Here is a 19,120-nt window from a genome sequence, read left to right as displayed (position 1 = left end):
GGACAAGGAAATGGTTATGCCGGGTGACAACGTGTCGATCACGGTCAAGCTGATTGCCCCGATCGCCATGGAAGAAGGCCTGCGTTTCGCCATCCGTGAAGGCGGTCGTACCGTCGGCGCCGGCGTCGTGGCAAAGATCCTCGACTGATAAAGTCGAACAGCGAATACRGCACCAACCGGCCGTATTCGTTGCCAGAGGGGTTGGCCTAATCGCCGACCCCAAAGTTGTTTTAGGGGTATAGCTCAACTGGCAGAGCGTCGGTCTCCAAAACCGAAGGTTGGGGGTTCGATTCCCTCTGCCCCTGCCAATTCAATCAGCCGCGTCGCGATAGAGAGTATCGTGACGCGGCTTAGTCTCGTTTGCGAAACATGGCCAATCCCAACGTCGAAACCGTCAACGCCGCCAGTGGTAAGTGGTTGCTTGGCGCCGCGGTGCTACTGGTGGTTGCCGGCGTCATCGGTTTCTATGCCCTGGCACAGCAACCGTCCTACGTGCGTGGCGCTGCGCTGTTCGGCGGCATTGCGCTGGGCGTGGTGGTCGCGCTGGTATCGGCGCCAGGCAAGGACTTCATCGGTTTCTCCAAGGAATCGTATCGCGAAGTCCGCAAGGTCGTTTGGCCCACCCGCAAGGAAGCCGGGCAGATGACGGGCCTGGTGTTTGTCTTTGTCGTGATCATGGCCGTGTTCCTGTGGTCTGCGGACAAGCTCATCGAGTGGGTCATCTTTTCGCTCGTGCTGGGCTGGAAATGAAGGATAGAACATGACGGATAACGCACAACAGGAAGTCCCCGCAGCTGAATCGCCTTCGTCGAAGAAGCGCTGGTATGTGGTGCACGCCTATTCCGGCATGGAAAAGAGTGTGCAGCGCGCGCTGCAGGAGCGCATTGAGCGCGCCGAAATGCAGGACAAGTTTGGCCGCATCCTGGTCCCGTCCGAAGAAGTCGTTGAAATCAAGGGTGGGCAGAAGTCTGTCACCGAGCGCCGCTTCTTCCCGGGGTACGTGCTGGTCGAGATGGAAATGACCGACGAGACCTGGCACCTGGTGAAGAACACCAGCAAGGTCACTGGCTTCGTCGGTGGTGCGCGCAATCGCCCGAGCCCGATTTCCCAGAAGGAAGTCGACAAGATCATGACCCAGATGCAGGAAGGGGTCGAGAAGCCGCGTCCCAAGACGCTCTTCGAAGTGGGCGAAATGGTTCGCGTCAAGGACGGTCCTTTCACCGACTTCAACGGCAACGTCGAGGAAGTGAACTACGAGAAATCGCGCTTGCGCGTCTCGGTCACCATCTTCGGGCGCGCCACTCCCGTCGAGCTCGAGTTCGGCCAGGTCGAGAAGGTCTAAGTGGTTTAAGCGGTTCAGGTTTTCGCGTTTTATGCTGGCCGCGAGGTCAGCGAAAAATGCAGCGGCCAGTTTCGAAAGGGGCTGGCCACAAGAGGAGCGTGAGGCTGGCTGGGGTGGATGAACCATCCCTGCGGCGATAGCGCGCTACGACTCAACAGGATCGCATTCCGTCAGGAAGCGGTCCGGATTGGAGTAAATATGGCCAAGAAGATCATTGGCTTTATCAAGCTGCAAATTCCGGCTGGTAAGGCAAATCCCTCCCCGCCCGTGGGCCCCGCACTGGGTCAACGCGGTCTGAACATCATGGAGTTCTGCAAGGCGTTCAACGCGCAGACCCAAGGCATGGAACCCGGCCTGCCGGTGCCGGTGGTGATTACCGCCTTCGCCGACAAGAGCTTCACCTTCGTGATGAAGTCGCCCCCGGCGACCGTTCTGATCAAGAAGGCAGCTGGCCTGACCAAGGGTTCGGCCAAGCCGCACACCGACAAGGTTGGCAAGATCACGCGTGCCCAGGCTGAAGAAATCGCCAAGGCAAAGAACGCTGACCTGACCGCTGCCGATCTGGACGCTGCTGTCCGTACGATCGCCGGTTCGGCTCGCTCGATGGGCATCACCGTGGAGGGTCTGTAAATGGCTAAGGTTTCCAAGCGCACCGCCGCGAACAAGGCGAAGATCGAGCGCACCAAGTTCTACCCGATCGACGAGGCCCTGGGCCTGGTGAAGGGTTGCGCATCGGCCAAGTTCGACGAATCCATCGACGTTGCCGTGCAACTCGGCATCGATGCGAAGAAGTCGGACCAGGTGGTTCGTGGCTCCGTCGTGCTGCCTGCCGGTACCGGCAAGTCGGTTCGCGTGGCCGTGTTCGCCCAAGGCGAAAAGGCTGAAGCCGCGAAGGCGGCTGGCGCCGAAATCGTCGGTATGGAAGACCTGGCTGAACAAGTCAAGGCCGGCAACCTGAACTTCGACGTCGTGATCGCTTCGCCGGACACGATGCGTATCGTTGGTACGCTGGGCCAGATCCTGGGCCCGCGCGGCCTGATGCCGAACCCGAAGGTCGGTACGGTTACCCCCGACGTCGCCCAGGCTGTGAAGAATGCCAAGGCCGGTCAGGTGCAATACCGTGTCGACAAGGCCGGTATCATCCACGCCACCATTGGCCGCCGTTCGTTCCAGGACGCCGATCTGAAGCGCAACCTGAGCGCGCTGATCGAAGCCCTGGTGAAGTCGAAGCCGGCTACCAGCAAGGGCGTGTACCTGCGCAAGATCGCTGTTTCGTCCACCATGGGCGTTGGCGTTCGCGTGGAACAGGCTTCGCTGTCGGCCTAAGGCTGGCGGCAACCGCAGGGCGGACCCGATAACGTCGCCCAGCGTAAAGAATTGAGGATCCTGGCCCAGGCCGGGATCGTCTCCCGAGTCAGGCGGTGCCCGATAGGACAGCGCAGGATGAAGGAGCAAGGCTTTGGGCAGTGGTGCCCGCCGGCGCGCACGCGCGGCAGGCACCGCTGGTTATCAAAGACCGCTGGTGGTGGGTGCGGCCGTAGGTTGGCTGCCTCGCCTTAATCGGACGGAACGTACGCAGCGTGGCTTCGGCCTGCCGCGACGCCTCCCGGCCCACCAGCGCAGATGGCGCACCCGAGGGATTGAAGAATCCGGGCAATGACCCGGGTGATTCGGGCCAAATCGGACGCCGTTCGTTTGGACTGATGTGCGTGCCCCGGACGATCCGGGGGACAAGCATCGTTTTGGAGCTTAACCGTGCCACTTAATATTGAAGATAAGAAGGCCGTCGTTGCTGAGGTTTCGGCGCAAGTCGCTAAAGCCCAGACCATCGTCGTAGCCGAATATCGCGGCATTGCGGTTGGCGATCTGACCAAGCTGCGCGCCAAGGCCCGCGAGCAAGGTGTGTACCTGCGCGTTCTGAAGAACACGCTGGCACGCCGCGCCGTGGAAGGCACGCCGTTTGCCGGCCTCGCAGAGCAAATGACCGGTCCGCTGATCTACGGTATTTCCGAAGATGCAGTGTCGTCGGCCAAGGTTCTGAACGACTTTGCCAAGACCAACGACAAGTTGGTTCTGCGCGCAGCGTCGTACGACGGCAATGTGCTCGATGCTGCTGCCGTCAAGGCACTGGCCTCGATCCCGAGCCGTGACGAACTGATTGCTCAGCTGCTTGGCGTGATGCAGGCACCGGTGTCGGGCTTCGCCCGTCTGCTGGCTGCACTGGCTGCCAAGAAGAGCGAAGGCGCCCCTGCCGAAGGCGAAGGCGCTGCTGCCGCCGCCGAGAGCGAAGGTGCAGCTGCTTAAGGCGTAAGCCTTTCGCAGCCTGGCTCATCAAGATCGCATTACCGATACCGAATCACATTTAGCAGGAGTATTCCAAATGGCAATCAGCAAAGACGACATCCTCGAAGCCGTAGGCTCGATGTCCGTGATGGAACTGAACGACCTGGTCAAGGCGTTCGAAGAAAAGTTTGGCGTGTCCGCCGCTTCGATGGCCGTGGCTGCTGCCCCGGGCGCAGGCGCTGCTGCCGCTGAAGAGCAAACCGAGTTCAACGTTATCCTGTCGGAAATCGGCGCAAACAAGGTTGGCGTGATTAAGGCTGTTCGCGAAATCACCGGCCTGGGCCTGAAGGAAGCCAAGGATCTGGTTGACGGCGCACCGAAGGCTGTCAAGGAAGGCGTGGACAAGGCTGCTGCAGCCGACGCCAAGAAGAAGCTGGAAGACGCCGGCGCAAAGGTCGAAGTCAAGTAAGCTGTACTCGCGTGCCTTTTGGCACGCGAATGGGGCTGGCAAAGGGAGATTCCCGGCGCCAGCCTTTTTGCGCTTCTGCGATGTGTGTTTTACTGTGCACTCGGATGCGTGAACAAATGGCGCAAGCGATGCTTGAGAGCTGGGCGTATGCCTAAGCTTGAGCAGAGGCCAAACATCAGTGGCACACTAGGTGGTTGCTGATGTTTGTCTTCTGAACCGACTGCAGAAGACAAGTTTGGTCGGGTGTCCCCCGGGCCGGTATGACGCATTGCGTCGTTTCTGCCGGCTCGCAGCGTGCGGACACCGTCAGCCAGAGGTTGGTAGCGGCCAACCGCCAAATCCCCTCCCAGTCGCTGAACACCTCAGGTGCTGCGCCAGGTCCAGCCAGCCCTGCGATGATTCGGAGATCCCATGGCGTACAGCTTCACCGAAAAGAAGCGCATTCGCAAAAGTTTTGCGAAGCGCGCGACGGTTCATCAGGTTCCTTTCCTGCTTGCCACCCAGATTGAATCCTACGCTCAGTTTCTGCAAGAGGGTGCGCCACCCTCACGTCGCAAAACCGAGGGCCTGCAAGCGGCTTTCAGTGCAATCTTCCCGATTGTGTCGCACAACGGGCTCGCCCGTATGGAGTTCGTCTCCTACCACCTCTCCAACCCGCCGTTCGACGTCAAGGAATGTCAACAGCGTGGCCTGACCTTCCACTCGGCTCTGCGTGCCAAGGTACGCCTGATCATCAACGATCGGGAAAATCCGGGCAAGGTCAAGGAAGTCAAGGAACAGGAAGTCTACATGGGCGAAATTCCGCTCATGACGTCGACTGGCTCCTTCGTCATCAACGGTACCGAGCGTGTGATCGTTTCGCAGCTCCACCGTTCGCCTGGCGTGTTCTTCGAACACGACAAGGGCAAGACCCACAGCTCGGGCAAGCTGCTGTTCTCGGCACGGATTATTCCTTACCGCGGCTCGTGGCTCGACTTCGAGTTCGATCCGAAGGACATCCTGTACTTCCGCGTTGACCGTCGCCGCAAGATGCCGGTCACGATCCTGCTGAAGTCGATCGGCCTGACGCCCGAGCAAATCCTCGCGCACTTCTTCGTGTTCGACAATTTCACCCTGCAGTCGGAAGGCGCGCAGATGGAATTCGTGCCCGAACGTCTGCGTGGTGAAGTCGCGCGCTTCGACATCGCCGACAAGGACGGCCGTGTCGTCGTGGAGAAGGACAAGCGGATCAACGCAAAGCATATCCGCGACCTGGATTCCGCCGGTACCAAGCTGATCAGCGTGCCGGAAGACTACCTGCTTGGCCGCGTGCTGGCGAAGAACATCATCGACCCGGATACCGGTGAGGTGATTGCCAACGCTAACGACGAGCTGACCGAAACCGTGCTGGAAAATCTGCGCGAAGCCGGTGTCAAGCAGATCCAGACCCTGTACACCAACGATCTGGACCAAGGTCCGTACATGTCGCAGACGCTGCGCGTGGACGACACCGCCGACCAGACCGCTGCGCGTATCGCGATCTACCGTATGATGCGTCCCGGCGAGCCGCCGACCGAAGACGCGGTGGAGGCCCTGTTCCAGCGCCTGTTCTACAGCGAAGAGTCGTACGACCTGTCGCGCGTTGGCCGCATGAAGGTCAACAGCCGCCTGGGCCGCCCGAGCGGTGAAGGCAGCATGGTGCTGCAGGACGAGGACATCCTCGAGACCATCAAGATCCTGGTCAACCTGCGCAACGGCAAGGGTGAGGTCGATGACATCGATCACCTGGGCAATCGTCGCGTTCGCTGCGTTGGCGAACTGGCCGAAAACCAGTTCCGTGCCGGCTTGTCGCGCGTCGAGCGCGCCGTCAAGGAACGTCTGGGGCAGGCCGAGACCGAAAACCTGATGCCGCACGACCTGATCAACTCGAAGCCGATTTCGTCGGCCATCCGCGAGTTCTTCGGTTCGTCGCAGCTGTCGCAGTTCATGGACCAGACCAACCCGCTGTCCGAGATCACGCACAAGCGTCGTGTCTCCGCACTGGGCCCGGGCGGTTTGACCCGTGAGCGCGCAGGCTTTGAAGTGCGTGACGTGCACCCGACCCACTACGGCCGCGTGTGCCCGATCGAAACGCCGGAAGGCCCGAACATTGGCCTGATCAACTCGTTGGCACTGTATGCACGCCTGAACGAGTACGGCTTCCTGGAAACGCCGTACCGCAAGGTGGTCGACAGCAAGCTGACCGACCAGGTTGACTACCTGTCCGCCATTGAAGAAGGCAAGTACGTGGTGGCGCAGGCCAACGCGACGGTTGACGCCGACGGTACCCTGATCGACGAACTGGTGTCGTCGCGTGAAGGTAGCGAGCGGGAAACCCGTATGGTCACGCCGGACCGCGTCCAGTACATCGACGTGGCGCCTTCGCAGATCGTCTCGGCCGCGGCATCGCTGGTGCCGTTCCTCGAGCACGATGATGCGAACCGTGCACTGATGGGCGCCAACATGCAGCGCCAGGCCGTGCCTTGCCTGCGTCCGGACAAGCCGCTGGTGGGTACCGGCATCGAGCGTACCGTTGCGGTCGACTCGGGTACTGCCGTCCAGGCAACCCGTGGCGGCGTGGTGGACTACGTCGACGCCATGCGTATCGTGATTCGCGTGAACGATGAGGAAGCTGTCGCCGGTGAAGTCGGCGTCGACATCTACAACCTGATCAAGTACACCCGCTCGAACCAGAACACCAACATCAACCAGCGTCCGATGGTCAAGGTTGGGGATTTCGTCGCCCGTGGCGACGTGATCGCCGACGGCGCATCGACTGACCTGGGCGAGCTCGCGCTCGGCCAGAACATGCTGGTGGCGTTCATGCCGTGGAACGGCTACAACTTCGAAGACTCGATCCTGATCTCCGAACGCGTGGTTGCCGAAGACCGCTACACCTCGATCCACATCGAGGAACTGTCGGTCGTCGCGCGTGACACCAAGCTGGGACCGGAAGAAATCACCCGCGACATTTCCAACCTCGCCGAAGCGCAGCTCGCGCGTCTGGACGAGTCCGGCATCACCTACATCGGTGCCGAAGTGGAGGCCGGTGACGTGTTGGTCGGCAAGGTCACGCCCAAGGGCGAGACCCAGCTGACCCCGGAAGAAAAGCTGCTGCGCGCGATCTTCGGCGAGAAGGCTTCGGACGTGAAGGACACCTCGCTGCGCGTCCCCTCGGGGATGAGCGGTATCGTGATCGACGTTCAGGTCTTTACCCGCGAAGGCGTGACCCGCGACAAGCGTGCCCAGTCCATCATCGACGATGAACTCAAGCGCTACCGCCTGGACCTGAACGACCAGCTGCGTATCGTGGAAGGCGATGCCTTCCAGCGTCTGGAACGCCTGCTGCTCGACAAGACCGTCAATGGCGGTCCGAAGAAGCTGTCCAAGGGCGCCAAGCTGACCCGCGAGTACCTGGCCGATCTGGACAAGTACCACTGGTTCGACATCCGCCCGGCCGATGAAGAAGTGGCTGCCCAGCTGGAAGCCGTCAAGGAAGCCATCGAGCAGAAGCGTCACGAGTTCGACCTGGCCTTTGAAGAAAAGCGCAAGAAGCTCACGCAAGGCGACGAACTGCCGCCGGGCGTGATCAAGATGGTCAAGGTGTACCTGGCCGTCAAGCGCCGCCTGCAGCCTGGCGACAAGATGGCAGGCCGTCACGGCAACAAGGGTGTTGTGTCCAAGATCGTCCCGATCGAAGACATGCCCTACATGGCCGACGGCACGCCCGCCGACATCGTGCTGAACCCGCTCGGCGTGCCGTCGCGGATGAACGTGGGCCAGATTCTGGAAACCCACCTGGGCTGGGCCGCGCGCGGCCTGGGCCAGCGTATCGGCTCCATGCTCAAGGCACAGGCGAAGGCGCAGGAACTGCGCCCGTTGCTCGCTCAGATCTACAACGAGAGCGGCAAGCCGGAAGACCTCGACAGCCTGTCGGACGCTGAAGTGCTGGAACTGGCGACCAACCTGAAGAAGGGTGTCCCGTTCGCCACGCCGGTGTTCGACGGTGCGCATGAAGACGAGATCCGCCGCATGCTGGACCTGGCGTACCCGGAAGAGATCGCCCGCGACATGGGCCTGACCGCTTCCAAGCAACAGGTCACGCTGCACGACGGCCGCACCGGCGAAGCGTTCGAGCGTCCGGTTACGCTCGGCGTGATGCACATGCTGAAGCTGCACCACTTGGTCGACGACAAGATGCACGCGCGTTCGACCGGCCCGTACTCGCTGGTGACCCAGCAGCCGCTGGGTGGTAAGGCGCAGTTCGGTGGCCAGCGTTTCGGTGAAATGGAAGTGTGGGCGCTGGAAGCATATGGCGCCTCCTACGTGCTGCAGGAAATGCTGACGGTCAAGTCCGATGACGTGAACGGCCGGACCAAGGTCTACGAGAACATCGTCAAGGGCGAGCACTCGATCGATGCCGGCATGCCGGAATCGTTCAACGTGCTGGTGAAGGAAATCCGTTCGCTGGGTATCGACATCGACCTCGATCGCTATTGATTTGGATCGAGAGTGCGCGGTAGTCCGGCCGTAAATGGCCCGCCTACCGCCGAATGCCCGCTACGGTTTTCCCACAGGATGAATGCCGCGGGCCCGACATGCTGTCGGGCTGGCGGCGAAACAAGGAGTTGCAATGAAAGCATTGCTCGATCTCTTTAAGCAGGTTCAGCAGGAAGAGCAGTTCGACGCGATCAAGATCGGCCTGGCATCGCCAGAGAAGATCCGTTCGTGGTCGTACGGTGAAGTGAAGAAGCCGGAAACCATCAACTATCGGACGTTCAAGCCCGAGCGCGATGGTCTGTTCTGCGCCAAGATCTTTGGCCCGATCAAGGACTACGAGTGCCTGTGCGGCAAGTACAAGCGCCTGAAGCATCGTGGCGTGATCTGCGAGAAGTGCGGCGTTGAAGTGACGCTGGCCAAGGTGCGCCGCGAGCGCATGGGCCACATCGAACTGGCTGCGCCGACCGCGCACATCTGGTTCCTGAAGTCGCTGCCGTCGCGTCTGGGCATGGTGCTCGACATGACGCTGCGCGATATCGAACGCGTCCTGTACTTCGAAGCATTCGTGGTGCTTGAACCCGGCATGACCCCGCTCAAGAAGAGCCAGATCATGTCCGAGGACGACTACATCGCCAAGTGCGAAGAGTATGGCGAAGGCGAGTTCGTGGCCATGATGGGTGCCGAAGGCATCCGTGAATTGCTGCGCGGCATCGACATCGAAAAGCAGATCGAAACGATCCGCGCCGAGCTGCAGACCACCGGCTCCGAAGCCAAGATCAAGAAGTTCGCCAAGCGCCTGAAGGTGCTCGAGGCGTTCCAGCGTTCGGGCATCAAGCCGGAATGGATGATCCTGGAAGTGCTGCCGGTGCTGCCGCCCGAACTGCGTCCGCTGGTTCCGCTGGATGGTGGCCGTTTCGCCACCTCGGACCTGAACGACCTGTATCGCCGCGTCATCAACCGTAACAACCGCCTGAAGCGCCTGCTCGAACTGAAGGCGCCTGAAATCATCGTGCGCAACGAAAAGCGCATGCTGCAGGAAGCGGTTGACTCGCTGCTGGACAACGGTCGTCGCGGCAAGGCCATGACGGGCGCCAACAAGCGTCCGCTGAAGTCGCTGGCCGAAATGATCAAGGGCAAGGGCGGCCGTTTCCGTCAGAACTTGCTGGGCAAGCGCGTCGACTACTCCGGCCGTTCGGTCATTGTGGTGGGCCCGACCCTGAAGCTGCATCAGTGCGGCCTGCCCAAGCTGATGGCGCTCGAGCTGTTCAAGCCTTTCATTTTCCACAAGCTGGAAACGATGGGCATCGCCACCACCATCAAGGCGGCGAAGAAGGAAGTGGAAAGCCAGACCGCGGTGGTGTGGGACATCCTCGAAGAGGTGATCCGCGAGCATCCGGTCATGCTGAACCGCGCGCCGACSCTGCACCGYCTGGGTATCCAGGCGTTCGAGCCGGTGCTGATCGAAGGCAAGGCCATCCAGCTGCACCCGCTGGTCTGCGCGGCGTTCAACGCCGACTTCGACGGTGACCAGATGGCTGTTCACGTCCCGCTGTCGCTGGAAGCGCAGATGGAAGCCCGCACGCTGATGCTGGCCTCCAACAACGTGCTCTTCCCGGCCAACGGCGATCCGTCGATCGTCCCGTCGCAAGACGTGGTGCTGGGTCTGTACTACACGACCCGCGACAAGATCAACGGCAAGGGCGAAGGCCTGACGTTCGCCGACATCAGCGAAGTGATCCGCGCCTACGAGAACAAGGAAGTCGAACTGGCTTCGCGCGTGAACGTGCGTATCACCGAGTATGAACTGGTCGACAAGGATGCAGTGGGCGACGCCCGCTTTGCGCCCAAGATCACGCTGCAGGCCACCACGGTCGGCCGCGCGATCATGTCCGAGATCCTGCCGAAGGGCCTGCCTTTCTCGGTGCTGAACAAGCCGCTGAAGAAGAAGGAAATCTCGCGCCTGATCAACACCGCGTTCCGTAAGTGCGGCCTGCGCGAGACTGTGATCTTCGCTGACAAGCTGCTGCAGTCGGGCTTCCGCCTGGCAACGCGCGCTGGTATCTCGATCGCCATCGACGACATGCTGGTGCCGCCGCAAAAGGAAAAGATCATTTCCGACGCGGCTGCCAAGGTGAAGGAATACGACAAGCAGTACATGTCGGGTCTGGTGACCGACCAGGAACGCTACAACAACGTCGTGGACATCTGGGGCGCCGCCGGCGACCAGGTGGGCAAGGCGATGATGGAGCAGCTCCAGCACGAAGACGTGGTCGACCGTCACGGCAACACCGTGAAGCAAGACTCCTTCAACTCGATTTACATGATGGCCGACTCGGGCGCGCGCGGTTCCGCTGCGCAGATCCGTCAGCTGGCTGGCATGCGTGGCCTGATGGCCAAGCCGGATGGCTCGATCATTGAAACGCCGATTACGGCGAACTTCCGTGAAGGCCTGAACGTTCTGCAGTACTTCATCTCCACCCACGGTGCGCGTAAGGGCCTGGCGGATACGGCACTGAAGACCGCGAACTCGGGTTACCTGACCCGTCGTCTGGTCGACGTGACGCAGGATCTGGTGGTGGTGGAAGACGATTGCGGCACGACCAACGGCGTGGCCATGAAGGCCCTGGTCGAAGGCGGTGAAGTGATCGAAGCCCTGCGCGACCGGATTCTCGGCCGTGTGACGGTGTCCGACGTGGTGAACCCTGAAACCCAGGAAACCGCGATCGAGGCCGGCACCCTGCTGGACGAAGACCTGGTCGACATGATCGACGCCATCGGCGTGGACGAAGTGAAGGTGCGCACGCCGCTGTCGTGCGACACGCGCTACGGCCTGTGCGGCATGTGCTATGGCCGCGACCTCGGCCGCGGCGTGCTGGTGAACTCCGGCGAAGCGGTTGGCGTGATCGCCGCTCAGTCGATTGGCGAGCCGGGCACCCAGCTCACCATGCGTACGTTCCACATCGGCGGCGCGGCATCGCGTTCGGCCGTGGCATCCAGCGTGGAAGCGAAGGCAACCGGTACCGTGCGTTTCACGGCGACCATGCGTTACGTCACCAATGCGAAGGGCGAGCTGATCGTCATCTCGCGTTCGGGCGAAGCGCTGATCACCGACGACCACGGCCGCGAGCGCGAGCGCCACAAGATCCCGTACGGCGCCACGCTGCTGGTGCAGGACGGCCAGGCCATCAAGGCTGGCACGCAACTGGCCACGTGGGACGCGCTGACGCGCCCGATCGTGTCGGAGTACACCGGCACGACCAAGTTCGAGAACGTCGAAGAGGGCGTGACCGTCGCCAAGCAGATGGACGAGGTCACCGGCCTGTCGACCCTCGTGGTGATTGATGCCAAGCGCCGTACGGCTGCCACCAAGGGCCTGCGCCCGCAGGTGAAGCTGCTCGACGCCAACGGCCAGGAAGTGAAGATCCCGGGCACGGACCACTCCGTGACCATCGGCTTCCAGGTCGGCGCGCTGATCACCGTGAAGGACGGCCAGCAGGTGCACGTGGGCGAAGTGCTTGCACGTATCCCGACCGAATCGCAAAAGACCCGCGACATTACCGGGGGTCTGCCGCGTGTGGCCGAGCTGTTCGAAGCGCGTTCGCCGAAGGATGCCGCCGTGCTGGCGGAAGTCACCGGCACCACGTCGTTCGGCAAGGACACCAAGGGCAAGCAACGCCTGGTGATTACGGACCTGGACGGCAACGCCCATGAGTTCCTGATCACCAAGGAAAAGCAAGTCCTGGTGCACGATGGCCAGGTGGTGAACAAGGGCGAAATGATCGTGGAAGGTCCGGCGGACCCGCACGACATCCTGCGCCTGAAGGGCATCGAGGAGCTGGCGCACTACATCGTCGACGAAGTGCAGGACGTGTACCGTCTGCAGGGCGTGAAGATCAACGACAAGCACATCGAAGTGATCGTGCGCCAGATGCTGCGCCGCGTGCAGATCGCGGATGTGGGCGACACCAAGTTCATCCCGGGTGAGCAGGTGGAGCGTTCGGAACTGCTTGACGAGAACGATCGCGTGATCGCCGAAGGCAAGCGTCCGGCCACGTACGAAAACCTGCTGCTCGGTATCACCAAGGCGTCGCTGTCCACCGACAGCTTCATCTCGGCGGCATCGTTCCAGGAAACCACCCGCGTGCTGACGGAAGCCGCGATCATGGGCAAGACCGACGACCTGCGTGGTCTGAAGGAAAACGTGATCGTTGGCCGACTGATCCCCGCTGGTACGGGTCTGGCCTACCACCGTGCCCGCAAGGCGCGCGAGGCGGCCGAGCGCGAACGTGCCCAGGCGATCTCCGACGAAGAGCAGTCGCTCTTCATCGAGCCGCCTGTGGTGCCGGCGACGACCGAAGGCGAGGGCGACGCGGTCTAAGACTGCCAGCCTGAACCGGCAAGCAAGCTGCATGAAGAAGCCCGGCCCTGGTGGCCGGGTTTTTTTTGGCCTGTAGGTATATAGCCATTTTTATTTCTTTCGGTCTCTTCGGTTATTTTTATTCGTCGTGCTTATGCTTTGCCGCAGGGACACGGACCCGTGCTCCATGCGCCGCCAGACGAAGGAAATCCGGGAACATTCGTTACAGGCCGAAGTAGTTAGCCGCGCCCTTGGTGGTATGGTTACGCCTTTCGCGGTCCCACCCCTTTTTTTAAGCTGTTGCTATGTCGCGCGCCCTGGCGATTCTCAAGGATGTTTTTGGCTACCACGCCTTCCGCGGCCGGCAGGGGGAGATCATCGACCATGTGGCCGATGGCGGCGATTGCCTGGTCCTGATGCCGACCGGCGGCGGCAAGTCGCTGTGCTACCAGATTCCCGCGCTGCTGCGGCAGCGGGCGGGGCAGGGCACAGGCATCGTGGTGTCGCCCCTGATCGCGCTGATGCAGGACCAGGTCGCGGCGCTGTCCGAAGCGGGCGTGCGCGCGGCAGTGTTGAACTCGACGCTCAGCGGGGCCGAGGCCTCTGCGGTGGAGCGCGATCTGCTCGCCGGCCGGCTGGAAATCCTCTATGTGGCGCCCGAGCGGCTGATGACGCCGCGCTTCCAGGACCTGCTCCAGCGTACCCGTATCGGCGTGTTCGCCATCGACGAGGCGCATTGTGTATCGCAGTGGGGCCATGACTTCCGACCGGAATACATCCAGCTCTCGGTGCTGCACGAGCGCTTCCCGGAAGTGCCGCGCATTGCCCTGACGGCCACCGCGGATTCCGTCACGCGCGAGGAAATCGTCGAGCGCCTCGCGCTGCATGACGCCCGCGTCTTCGTCTCCAGCTTCGACCGTCCCAATATCCGCTATCGCATCGTCGAGAAGGACAATGCGCGCCAGCAGTTGCTGGCCTTTATCAAGGCCGAGCACCTGGCCGCCGACGGCACGCACGACAGCGGCATCGTCTATTGCTTGTCGCGTAAGAAAGTGGAGGACACCGCCAGCTACCTCAGCGCCCAGGGCCTCAACGCGCTGGCGTACCACGCCGGTATGGATGCGGGCGTGCGCCAGCACCATCAGGCGCGTTTCCGCGAGGAGGAGGGCGTGATCATGGTGGCCACCATCGCTTTTGGCATGGGCATCGACAAGCCGGACGTGCGCTTTGTGGCGCACCTGGACTTGCCCAAGAGCATGGAGGGCTACTATCAGGAGACCGGCCGTGCCGGCCGCGACGGGCTGCCGGCCAACGCCTGGATGGCCTACGGCCTCGGCGACGTGGTTCAGCAAAAGCGCATGATCGACGAGTCCGAGGCAGACGATGCGCACAAGCGCGTCTCGTCCGCCAAGCTCGATGCCCTGCTCGGACTGTGCGAGACGGCCGGCTGCCGCCGCGTGCGCATCCTTGGCTATTTCGACGAAGCCAGCGAACCCTGCGGCAACTGCGACACCTGCCTGGAGCCGCCTGCCACCTGGGATGGCACGCGTGAAGCGCAGATGGCGCTGTCCTGCGTCTACCGTACGGCGCAGGCCAGCCGCGTTCATTTCGGCGCGACCCATATGGTCGACGTGCTGCGCGGCAATGCGTCGGAAAAGATTCGTCAATGGGGCCACGACAAGGTCTCCACGTTTGGCATCGGCGCGGACCGTTCAGTCTCCGAGTGGCACGCCATTTTCCGCCAGTTGATTGCCCACGGCCTGCTGGTGATCGACCATGGCGGTCACGGCGCCTTGCTGCTGGGCGACGCTGCCCGCGCGGTGCTCAAGGGCGAGATGCCGATCACCCTGCGCCGCCAGGCCAGCAAGCCAGCCAAGAGTGGCGAGCGTGGCGCGCGCGGCTCCGCCGGCACGCGCACCGACCATACCGCCGGCATGGACACCGAGGCATTGGCCAACTGGGAAGCCCTGCGCAAGTGGCGCACCGAGACGGCACGCGAGCACGGCGTGCCGGCCTATGTGATCTTCCATGACGCCACGCTGGCTGAACTGGCGCGCAGCGCGCCGGATTCGTTGACGGCAATGGCTGAAGTCCCCGGCATCGGCGCCGCCAAGCTGGAGCGCTACGGCGATGCCATCCTGGAAGCGCTGGGCGCCGTGGAGGACTTTTGAGGCCTTGCCCGGGCCTAAGCCGAGCAGCACGCTTCTGTCAGAAGCTGCTTGACGGTTTACGTAGTCGCTGCTAGCATGTCAGATTCGAGTTTTTGGCTTTGGATTTCGCTCGCCTGTCGTAATTGTGGCCCTCGGTTCGCAATCGGCAAGCCTGCCAGGGGATCGTGTGATGCTCTGGTGGTGTGGTCGCAGCGGGATCCCAGGCGAGCTCGCGCTCTTTGGCCAGTCTGTTCCTCCACAGGTCCGTCTCAAGAGCGCTCGCTCACTTTTCCCGCCCAAAACCCGTCGTTGCCTCTTCGGCCCATTGCTTGTGGCCCCAGGGGTGTTTTTCCGTAAAACCAAGCTGGATTGAACAATGCCAACTATCAACCAACTGGTTCGCAAGCCGCGTGTCTCTGAAGTCGTCAAGAGCAAGAGCCCGGCGCTTGAGAACTGCCCCCAGCGTCGCGGCGTGTGCACCCGTGTGTACACCACGACGCCGAAGAAGCCGAACTCGGCACTGCGTAAGGTCGCCAAGGTGCGCCTGACCAACGGTTTCGAGGTCATCTCGTACATCGGCGGTGAAGGCCACAACCTGCAAGAACACTCGGTCGTGCTGATCCGCGGCGGCCGTGTGAAGGACTTGCCGGGTGTGCGTTACCACATCGTCCGTGGCTCGCTGGACTTGCAAGGCGTGAAGGATCGTCGCCAGGCACGTTCGAAGTACGGCGCGAAGCGTCCGAAGGCTGCTTAAGGCTAACGCCAGGCAAGCTGGGCACAAAGCCCGAAGCAACAAACGATGGCCTGTGGCGGTTGCGTCATGGTGCTGTCACCAGGCGGCGGTACAACGGAGCGTTTATGCGCCGTGCCGTCGAGTAAGTGGTCACCCGGCGAATTTGCCTCGATGGAAGGCAAGCTAGTTGGTGGCCGGAGAGCGGGAAATCATTGCCGCGCTCTCAACTGAATCTAAAGGAAAGAAGATGCCACGTCGTCGTGAAGTCCCCAAGCGGGATATCCTGCCCGATCCGAAGTTCGGTAACGTTGAAGTTGCCAAGTTCATGAACGTCCTGATGCTGGACGGCAAGAAGTCGGTTGCCGAACGTATCGTTTATGGCGCGTTCGACCAGATCGAAAAGAAGGCAGGCAAGGCCCCCGTTGAAGTGTTTTCCGTTGCGATCAACAACGTGAAGCCGGTGGTCGAAGTGAAGAGCCGTCGCGTGGGCGGCGCCAACTATCAGGTTCCGGTCGAAGTCCGTCCGTCGCGTCGTTTGGCATTGGCGATGCGTTGGTTGCGCGAGGCCGCGAAAAAACGCAGCGAGAAGTCGATGGCGCTGCGCCTGGCAGGTGAGTTGCTGGAAGCTGCGGAAGGCCGCGGCGGCGCGATGAAGAAGCGCGACGAAGTGCACCGCATGGCCGAAGCCAACAAGGCGTTCTCGCATTTCCGCTTCTAAAGCGCGCGAGTTATACGCCGTTGGTTGCCGGGCGGGCTGTGTTTTCACACGCTCGCCCGTTTGTGTTACGGGCGTTGGCAATGAGATGCCGGCGTCTCACGGACGAATAGAGGATTAAAGTGGCTCGTAAGACTCCCATTGAGCGCTACCGCAATATCGGTATCTCGGCTCACATTGACGCGGGTAAAACCACCACGACCGAGCGTATCCTGTTCTACACCGGTGTGAACCACAAGATCGGTGAAGTGCATGATGGCGCCGCCACGATGGACTGGATGGAGCAGGAACAGGAGCGTGGCATCACGATCACCTCCGCTGCGACCACCGCCTTCTGGAAGGGCATGGCCGGCAATTACCCGGAACACCGCATCAACATCATCGACACCCCGGGCCACGTGGACTTCACCATCGAGGTGGAGCGCTCCATGCGCGTGCTGGACGGCGCTTGCATGGTCTACTGCGCAGTGGGTGGCGTGCAGCCCCAGTCGGAAACCGTCTGGCGCCAGGCTAACAAGTACGGCGTGCCGCGCTTGGCCTTCGTCAACAAGATGGACCGTACCGGCGCGAATTTCTTCAAGGTCTACGACCAGCTGAAGACCCGCCTGAAGGCTAGCCCGGTTCCCGTCGTTGTGCCCATCGGCGCCGAAGACACCTTCAAGGGTGTGGTCGACCTCATCAAGATGAAAGCGATCATCTGGGACGAGGCCAGCCAAGGCACCAAGTTCGACTACGTGGACATCCCGGCTGAACTGGCCGACTCGTGCAACGAATGGCGCGAGAAGATGGTCGAGGCAGCTGCCGAGTCGAACGAAGAGCTGATGAACAAGTATCTGGAAGAGGGCGAACTGTCCGAAGCCGAGATCATCAAGGGCCTGCGCGACCGTACCATCGCCTGCGAAATCCAGCCGATGCTGTGCGGCACCGCGTTCAAGAACAAGGGCGTGCAGCGTATGCTGGACGCCGTGATCGACTTCCTGCCGTCGCCGGTCGACATCCCGCCGGTCACCGGCGTGGACGATGACGACAAGGAAGTGTCGCGCCGTGCTGCGGACGACGAAAAATTCTCCGCTCTGGCGTTCAAGATCATGACCGACCCGTTCGTCGGCCAGCTGATCTTCTTCCGCGTCTATTCGGGCAAGGTCAATTCGGGCGACACCATCTACAACCCGGTCAAGAGCAAGAAGGAACGCCTGGGCCGGATTCTGCAGATGCACGCCAACCAGCGCGAAGAAATCAAGGAAGTGCTGGCAGGCGACATCGCCGCCGCGGTTGGCCTGAAAGAAGCCACCACGGGCGACACGCTGTGCGATCCGGACCACATCATCATCCTGGAACGCATGGTGTTCCCGGAGCCGGTGATTTCGCAGGCTGTCGAGCCGAAGACCAAGGCTGACCAGGAAAAGATGGGCATCGCCCTGAACCGCCTGGCACAGGAAGATCCGTCGTTCCGCGTGAAGACCGACGAAGAATCCGGCCAGACCATCATTTCGGGCATGGGCGAGCTCCACCTCGAAATTCTGGTTGACCGCATGAAGCGCGAGTTCGGCGTGGAAGCCACCGTGGGCAAGCCCCAGGTTGCGTACCGCGAAACCATCCGCAAGACCTGCGACGAAGTGGAAGGCAAGTTCGTCAAGCAGTCGGGCGGCCGTGGCCAGTACGGTCACGTGGTGCTGAAGCTCGAGCCGCAAGAACCGGGCAAGGGCTACGAATTCGTCGACGCCATCAAGGGCGGCGTGGTTCCGCGCGAGTACATCCCCGCAGTGGACAAGGGCATTCAGGACACCCTGAACGCCGGCGTCCTGGCAGGCTTCCCGGTGGTCGACGTCAAGGTCACGCTGTTCTTCGGTTCGTACCACGATGTGGACTCGAACGAAAACGCGTTCAAGATGGCCGGCTCCATGGGCTTCAAGGAAGGCATGCGTCGCGCAAGCCCCGTGCTGCTCGAGCCGATGATGGCCGTGGAAGTGGAAACGCCCGAAGACTTCATGGGTAACGTGATGGGCGATCTGTCGTCGCGTCGCGGCATTATCCAGGGCATGGACGACATGGTCGGCGGTGGCAAGATCCTGCGCGCGGAAGTTCCGCTGGCAGAGATGTTCGGCTACTCGACCTCGCTGCGTTCGGCCACGCAAGGCCGTGCTACGTACACGATGGAGTTCAAGCACTACGCTGAAGCTCCGAAGAACGTAGCCGACGCCGTGATCACGGCACGTGGCAAGTAAGTAAAAAATCCGCCGCCGCGCGTTGTGCGCGGCGGCACTATGAACACGACATACTGGTTTCGATTAGGAGCTGAAAAATGGCAAAGGAAAAGTTCTCGCGGACTAAGCCGCACGTGAACGTTGGCACGATTGGTCACGTTGACCACGGCAAGACCACCCTGACGGCAGCAATTGCCACGGTGCTGGCAGCCAAGTTTGGCGGTTCGGCCAAGAAGTACGACGAAATCGACGCAGMGCCGGAAGAAAAGGCACGCGGTATTACCATCAACACCGCACACGTCGAGTACGAAACGGCTAACCGCCACTACGCACACGTTGACTGCCCCCC

The 19,120-nt window shown here is 61.7% G+C and carries 14 protein-coding genes and 1 tRNA gene; all 15 read left to right on the top strand.

Annotated elements, in window-relative coordinates; all coding sequences use genetic code 11:
* On the top strand, positions 1-148 hold a 148-nt coding region (locus tag AC1DQR_RS38505; protein WP_477134963.1), incomplete at its 5' end, for an EF-Tu C-terminal domain-related protein.
* 84 nt (positions 149-232) lie between these two features.
* A tRNA-Trp gene (locus AC1DQR_RS38500) sits at positions 233-308 on the top strand.
* Positions 309-369: 61 nt separating this feature from the next.
* On the top strand, positions 370-750 hold the full coding sequence (gene secE, locus AC1DQR_RS38495) for a preprotein translocase subunit SecE (protein ID WP_006162342.1): 381 nt from the start codon (positions 370-372) through the stop codon (positions 748-750).
* 10 nt (positions 751-760) lie between these two features.
* Positions 761-1,342: a transcription termination/antitermination protein NusG gene (nusG, locus tag AC1DQR_RS38490; RefSeq protein ID WP_006162340.1), complete on the top strand. Its 582-nt coding sequence runs from the start codon at positions 761-763 to the stop codon at positions 1,340-1,342.
* A gap of 198 nt (positions 1,343-1,540) precedes the next feature.
* A complete protein-coding gene (gene rplK / locus AC1DQR_RS38485; protein ID WP_006162338.1) occupies positions 1,541-1,972 on the top strand; it encodes a 50S ribosomal protein L11 in 432 nt (143 codons plus the stop codon).
* Positions 1,973-2,668, top strand: coding sequence for a 50S ribosomal protein L1 (gene rplA / locus AC1DQR_RS38480; protein WP_006162337.1), 696 nt, complete (start codon positions 1,973-1,975; stop codon positions 2,666-2,668).
* A 429-nt stretch (positions 2,669-3,097) separates the two neighbouring features.
* Positions 3,098-3,646: a 50S ribosomal protein L10 gene (gene rplJ, locus AC1DQR_RS38475; protein ID WP_017224513.1), complete on the top strand. Its 549-nt coding sequence runs from the start codon at positions 3,098-3,100 to the stop codon at positions 3,644-3,646.
* Positions 3,647-3,722: 76 nt separating this feature from the next.
* A complete protein-coding gene (rplL, locus tag AC1DQR_RS38470; protein WP_006162333.1) occupies positions 3,723-4,094 on the top strand; it encodes a 50S ribosomal protein L7/L12 in 372 nt (123 codons plus the stop codon).
* 411 nt (positions 4,095-4,505) lie between these two features.
* Positions 4,506-8,612, top strand: a complete 4,107-nt coding sequence (gene rpoB, locus AC1DQR_RS38465) for a DNA-directed RNA polymerase subunit beta (protein WP_043350384.1) — start codon at positions 4,506-4,508, stop codon at positions 8,610-8,612.
* Between the two features lie 133 nt (positions 8,613-8,745).
* Positions 8,746-12,990: a DNA-directed RNA polymerase subunit beta' gene (gene rpoC, locus AC1DQR_RS38460; RefSeq protein ID WP_043350381.1), complete on the top strand. Its 4,245-nt coding sequence runs from the start codon at positions 8,746-8,748 to the stop codon at positions 12,988-12,990.
* 284 nt (positions 12,991-13,274) lie between these two features.
* A complete protein-coding gene (gene recQ / locus AC1DQR_RS38455; RefSeq protein WP_416049859.1) occupies positions 13,275-15,140 on the top strand; it encodes a DNA helicase RecQ in 1,866 nt (621 codons plus the stop codon).
* Between the two features lie 355 nt (positions 15,141-15,495).
* The gene (rpsL, locus tag AC1DQR_RS38450) at positions 15,496-15,873 is read left to right on the top strand and encodes a 30S ribosomal protein S12 (RefSeq protein WP_006162330.1); all 378 of its coding nucleotides are present in this window, start codon (positions 15,496-15,498) and stop codon (positions 15,871-15,873) included.
* Positions 15,874-16,099: 226 nt separating this feature from the next.
* Complete coding sequence (rpsG, locus tag AC1DQR_RS38445) at positions 16,100-16,570, top strand: 30S ribosomal protein S7 (protein WP_035876146.1); 471 nt, start codon at positions 16,100-16,102, stop codon at positions 16,568-16,570.
* 119 nt (positions 16,571-16,689) lie between these two features.
* Positions 16,690-18,792 carry an elongation factor G gene (fusA, locus tag AC1DQR_RS38440; protein WP_150985749.1) on the top strand — a complete coding sequence of 701 codons (2,103 nt, stop codon included), beginning with the start codon at positions 16,690-16,692 and terminating at the stop codon, positions 18,790-18,792.
* Between the two features lie 77 nt (positions 18,793-18,869).
* Positions 18,870-19,120: GTP-binding protein (locus AC1DQR_RS38435; protein ID WP_477134962.1), on the top strand; the 251-nt coding region annotated here is incomplete at its 3' end.

The sequence above is a fragment of the Cupriavidus sp. 05L411 genome (assembly GCF_056398045.1).
The sequence above is the reverse complement of the archived record's forward strand: the minus strand, read 5'-3'. Positions and strand labels throughout refer to the sequence as shown.